3 protein-coding genes and 1 pseudogene are annotated in these 5,166 nt (G+C 70.7%); 1 reads left to right on the plus strand and 3 read right to left on the minus strand.

What is annotated here, in order from left to right; all coding sequences use genetic code 11:
• Together AC3ET4_RS30165 and AC3ET4_RS30170 are read right to left on the minus strand one after the other, a co-directional pair.
• Positions 1-999, minus strand: a 999-nt coding sequence (locus AC3ET4_RS30165; protein ID WP_431955048.1) for an ISAs1 family transposase, incomplete at its 3' end; no start/stop codon positions are given.
• Positions 1,000-1,347: 348 nt separating this feature from the next.
• The gene (locus tag AC3ET4_RS30170) at positions 1,348-3,081 is read right to left on the minus strand and encodes a recombinase family protein (RefSeq protein ID WP_431955050.1); all 1,734 of its coding nucleotides are present in this window, start codon (positions 3,079-3,081) and stop codon (positions 1,348-1,350) included.
• A 23-nt stretch (positions 3,082-3,104) separates the two neighbouring features.
• Between AC3ET4_RS30170 and AC3ET4_RS30175 the strand changes: the two are divergent.
• Positions 3,105-3,398 (plus strand): annotated as a pseudogene (locus AC3ET4_RS30175) (AMP-binding enzyme); the annotation flags it as partial.
• Between the two features lie 139 nt (positions 3,399-3,537).
• Here AC3ET4_RS30175 and AC3ET4_RS30180 read toward each other — a convergent pair.
• The coding region (locus AC3ET4_RS30180) for a response regulator transcription factor (RefSeq protein ID WP_488175981.1) at positions 3,538-5,166 on the minus strand (1,629 nt) is incomplete at its 5' end.

Below are 5,166 nucleotides of genomic sequence, written 5' to 3' on the forward strand. Positions count from 1 at the left end.
GATACCCCAGTGGCCTCTGATCCAGGTGGCGAGCTCGGTGCAGGTGGCGTCGAAGACGCTCAGGCTGGTAATCAGGTAGACGCGCTCGATGGTCAGCTTCCCGGTGCTCAAGTCGCGTCGCCACCGTACGACTTGGATCGCCTGGCGGGCGCCGGGGTAGTCGAGGTGGCTGAACGCGGCGACCTTGAGCCGGCGGATCTCGTCGCGGTGGTGGGCGTGGTCGCGAGTGCGGTGCCCGAGCGGGATGTCACGCCAGGGCAGCTTCCTGACCTGGGCATACAGGCCCGGATGGTTCTTCTTCACGACGGCCACGTAGTGCGCGCCGCGACTGGTCAGATAGGCCCCGTGGTCGTGCTGGGTGTGCAGGGCGTCGGCGGTCACCACCGTGTTCTCCAGCTCGAGACCGTCCAGCAACGGCGCGAAGGAGGGGATCTCGTTGCTCTTGGAAGCAACCTGCCGCTGGGCCAGGACCACGCCGTGGTGGTCCATCGCCGCCAGCAGCTGGATCGCCGCGGCCGCCCGGGTTCGCGATCCGCGGACCACCTTGCCGTCGACCGCGACCACCCGTCGCACCGGCCCTCTCTCCGCCTCCGGTTCGACCGGGGGCGGCGTTCTGGCCCGCAGATACGCGCTGATCGCCGCGTCCAGCGCGTCACCGTCCACCCGCTGCAGCAGGCGGCGCACGGTTGCGGCGTGCGGCACCGGCCGCAGACCGGTAAGTGGATCAGCAGCGAAGCCGAGGACGCCCAGCACATGCTGCGGGGCATCCGTGATCCACTCGCTGATCGCGATGAGCGAGCGAGCCCCGGTCAACACCGCCGAGACGGCTGCGCACAGCAACGCGAGGGCCGGATACCGCAGTCCTCGCGCATCGCGGGGATCGGCGACCAGGATCAGGAAACGCCGCAGGTCAGCGACATCGCTTGAGGTGAGGGGATCAGTCGGGGAACCCAGTTTCTCCAGTGCGGAAGGGATGGGCGATGATGTTCGGGCAGGCACGGTCTCGCTCGGTTCTCATGGGTCTCGACAACCACATGATCACCGGCACCGTGCCTGCTCTGCTCTCCCGGGCCCCTTGCCCCACAACGGACATGACGCCACGTCACTCACGAGACCGGCGAACCGGACCAATCCCAATCACGCAATGCCCCTGGATCCTGACCCGCGGCTCGACGGTGCACGGCCGGTCGCAGGTCACGACCTGGACCGGCGACGGCGAACCGCAGCGGCGGGGGTGTCAGGCCGCCACAGGGGCACTCAGGGGCCTTCTGGGGCGTGTCAGCGGGCATAGCGAAGGGCCCCGGCCGGGATCTTTCCCAACCGGAGCCCTGAGGGGCTGAGGGATGCTCACGCGTCTTCCTGGGGCCGGGCCCAATTGACGGTCAGGCGCTCGGACACCGGCCGCCGCTTCCGGTCCGGCGGGCAGTGCACGGTCACGGAGTCGACCCACAGCGAGAGGAATTCCCGCCGTTCCTGCAAGCTCCAGCCGTGCCAAACGGAAGTGGGGCCGATCGGGTCCGTGCCCGGCTCGAACCATTCATCGATGGGCAGGGCGATAGCCGTTGTCTGGTGGGCCTCAAGTTCGGCAATTCGTGCCCGGCATGACTCCTCGGTGCCCTGCATGGCCGTGACGGCCTCGGTGAACGCCGCGCGTCCCACCTTGCCCGCGTAGAGTCCGGCGCGCTGGTCGGCGTAGATCTGCGCCAGTGATTCTTCGGTGTGCGACAACTGTGCCTGAAGTTCCTTGAGTTCGCGCGAAACGCCGGACGTGTCGATTTGCAGGGCGAAGCGGCGGGCCGTCTCTGCGATCAGTTCCGCGTCGTCCGGGTCATCAAGGTCCATGTTCGTCATGCGGGCGTACACGGTTCGCGCTACGTGGTCGTCTACGGCGTCTTGCAGGACGACGTTCGCCGTGTGCCCGCTCATGAGCCGTCGCGCCTCTGCGGACCGGCTACACCGGTACGAGGTTCGTTTCCCGTCCGTGCCGGTGCGAGCGGCCGTCATGTTCGCCTCGCACTCGCAGACCAGGAACGACCAGCCGGACAGCAACGCGGTTGCCCCGTGTGGTGCCTCGCGGAGTCGGCGGCCGGACTTGCCCATTGCTTCCTGGAGTACGTACCACTCGGCCGGAGAGATGATCGGTTCGTGAACGTGCAACGGCTGTCCGTCCTCGCCCCGCCGGATAGCGAAGTTGTAAGAGCCGGTCAGCTTGTCGGCGGCCATGCCCGCGATGCGAGGATCACGCAACACCCGCTGAACCTGCGTGCTCGCCCAATGCTCGGCCACGGCCGGAACATCGCTTTTCAGGTTCTTGTACTTGCGGCCCTTGTGGGTGCCACGCTGCGCCGGAGACGGAACCTTCCGTTCGTTGAGTTCCTTAGCGATCATTCCCGTTGTCCGGCCCTCAAGTGCCAGCTTGTGCATGAGTCGGATCGTGGCCGCTTCGCTCTCCTCGGCCACCAGCTTCACCCAAGAGACACCCTCGGCTGTCTTCTCCTTGGATGTGGCGAAGCCGTACGGCGCGCTACCGGCGAGATGCCCGCCAACCTTCCGCGCAAGTTCGCGGGTGTTCTTGATGTACTCCGACTTACCGTCAGACTCCTGCTTGGCCAGACCGGCGATGATCGCGAAAATGCCGGTGCCCGCCGGGTCCGACGTGTCGAGATACGGCTCACGGACGGACACCAGCGCGACGCCGTGCTTACGCATCTCGTCCTCAATCTGCATGGCCTCAAGTGCGCCTTGCCGAGTGAGACGCGACAGGGTGTAGATCACCACCACATCGCACTTACCCTCACGGACCCAGCTCATCATTTCTTCGAAACCGGGCCGGACGATGGACGGGTCCCAACCGGACTTGCCCGCGTCCGTGAAGCACGCGACGGGGTTGTACTGGCGTGCCTGGCACAGCCCTTCCCCGGCGTCGCGCTGCATGAGCGGGGACGCGCTAGAGCCGTCCTCGTTCAGCTTTGACTGTCGGCAGTAGATGACAGCGCGCGGCCAGTTGGCGGGCGGGGGCGCAACCGGCGGGTAGTAGAACGCATGCGCTGAACTGGGCTTCTGTGCGGTTGTCGTTGTCATGGTGGAAGTTTCACACACTCAGCGAACTGGAGAACGCCCTCATGGCCCACCCTGACGTCGCCGAGGCCGCGGTGGTGGCCGTCCCCGACGAGCGCTGGGGCGAACGGCCGCTCGCCACGGTCGTCCTCAGGGACGGCAGCACGGTCGGCTACGAGGAACTGCGCGCCTTCCTTGCCGAACGCATCGCCCGCTGGCAGCTGCCCGAGCGCTGGGCCGTCGTCCCGGCGGTGCCGAAGACCTCCGTCGGCAAGTTCGACAAGAAGGTGATCCGCGGCCAGTACGCGGCGGGAGAGCTGGACGTCACCAAGCTCGTCTGACCACTTGCCGCCCCGCAGGCATGCGTACACAGGACCGGGCTCCCGGGGCGCACCCGGGGGCGCCCGGCGTACGTGGTGGGCTTCGCTGCCGGACGCTCCTCTCCGTTCGGCAGGGGAGCAAAGCGGCCGGCAGCGGGCCTCAGGACCCGATCTTGCCGAGCATGTCGACGATGCGTCCCTGGGCGTCCGCGCTGGTCGAACGTTCCGCGAGGAAGAGGACCGTCTCGCCGGACGTCAGCCGCGGCAGCTCCGCGGGATCGATGTCGACCGCGGTGTAGACGACCAGCGGTGTGCGCTCCAGCCGGCCGTTCGCCCGGAGCCAGTCGATGATCCCCTGCCGCCTGCGCCGGATGAGCATCAGGTCCATCACCACGAGGTTCGGGTGCATCTGCGCCGCGAGCGTCATCGCGTCCGCCTCGGACTGGGCGTGCGCGACATGCATCCCGCGCCGCTCCAGCGTCGCGGTGAAGGCCTGCGCGATCGGTGTGTGGGCCTCGATCAGCAGCACCCGCGGCGGGTGCTGCTCGCTGTCCCGCGGCGCCAGCGCCTTGAGGAGCACGGCGGGGTCTGCCCCGTACGCGGCCTCGCGGGTCGCCTGCCCGAGGCCGGCCGTGACGAGCACCGGCACGTCGGCCTGCGCCGCCGCCTGACGCAGCGACTGCAGGGCGGTGCGGGTGATCGGCCCGGTGAGCGGGTCCACGAAGAGCGCGGCGGGCGGCTCGGCGACCTGTGCGTCGACCTCCTCACGCGAGCGGACGATGACCGGTCGGTAGCCGCGGTCGGTCAGTGCCTGGCGGGTGGCGACGTCCGGCTCGGGCCAGACCAGCAGTCGGCGCGGCTCGTCCAGGACGGCCTCGGGCCCGTGCGTGCCCTCCTCGGTGACGTCGACGGCGCCGTTGGGGCCGTCGAGCGGCTCAGGGCCCTCGGTGGCCTCCGTGGGCGCGCCTATGGCGTACGCCCGGCCGGGGGTCTCCGTGCCGTTGACGGGCGCGGAAACCGGTGCGGGCGCGGCGGGTGCCACGGGAGTCGCGGTCGTCGCGGTCGTCGCCGCCTGCGCCGGCTCGGGCTCCGCGGGGGCGGCCAGCTTGCGGCGCCGCCCGGAGCCGCCCACCGGCTGGGCGACCTGCTCGCTGATCTGCTGGGCGAAGGCGACGCCCTGACCGAGGGTCCGCACACTGATCGCCCGGTTCTGCGAACCGCCGCCGTCCTGGGCGGCCTGCGCCTCGGGCTGAGGCTGCGGCTGCACCTGCGCCGGCGCGGGGGCCTGGGGCGGGACGACGGGCTGCGGCTGAACCTGCGCCGGCGCGATCGGCTGCGGTTGCGGAGCGCGCTGCGCCTGCTCGGGGATCATCGGCGGTTCGGCGGCCGGCGGTTCCGGCCGCGCCGCCGGGGCGGGCGGCGGAAGCCGCCGCGGGTCGACGATCGCCGACGGGCGCGGGGTGCTCTCGACGATGCCGCGCGGACGCCGGGCGGACCCCTGGGCCTCCGGCCACTCGGTCACCGGGGCGGTGGCCGCGGGTGCGGCGGGGGGCGGGGGTGCGGCCGGCAGCGCGGGGAGCGCCGGTGCGGCCGGGGCCTGCGAGGTGGCCCGGCGCGCACGGCGGCCGTTGCCCGGCGCGGCCTGCTCCGGCGTGTTCGGCTGCGGTGCGGATGCCTCCGGCAGCGCGGGCGCGAGCCCCGGCCCCGGCTCCGGCGGGGCGACGCGGCGGGCCCGGCGGCCGGTGGGCTGGTCCTCCGCCTCGGCGGGGGACGCGGGGAGGGCGGGTAG

The organism is Actinacidiphila sp. bgisy167 (genome assembly GCF_057707665.1).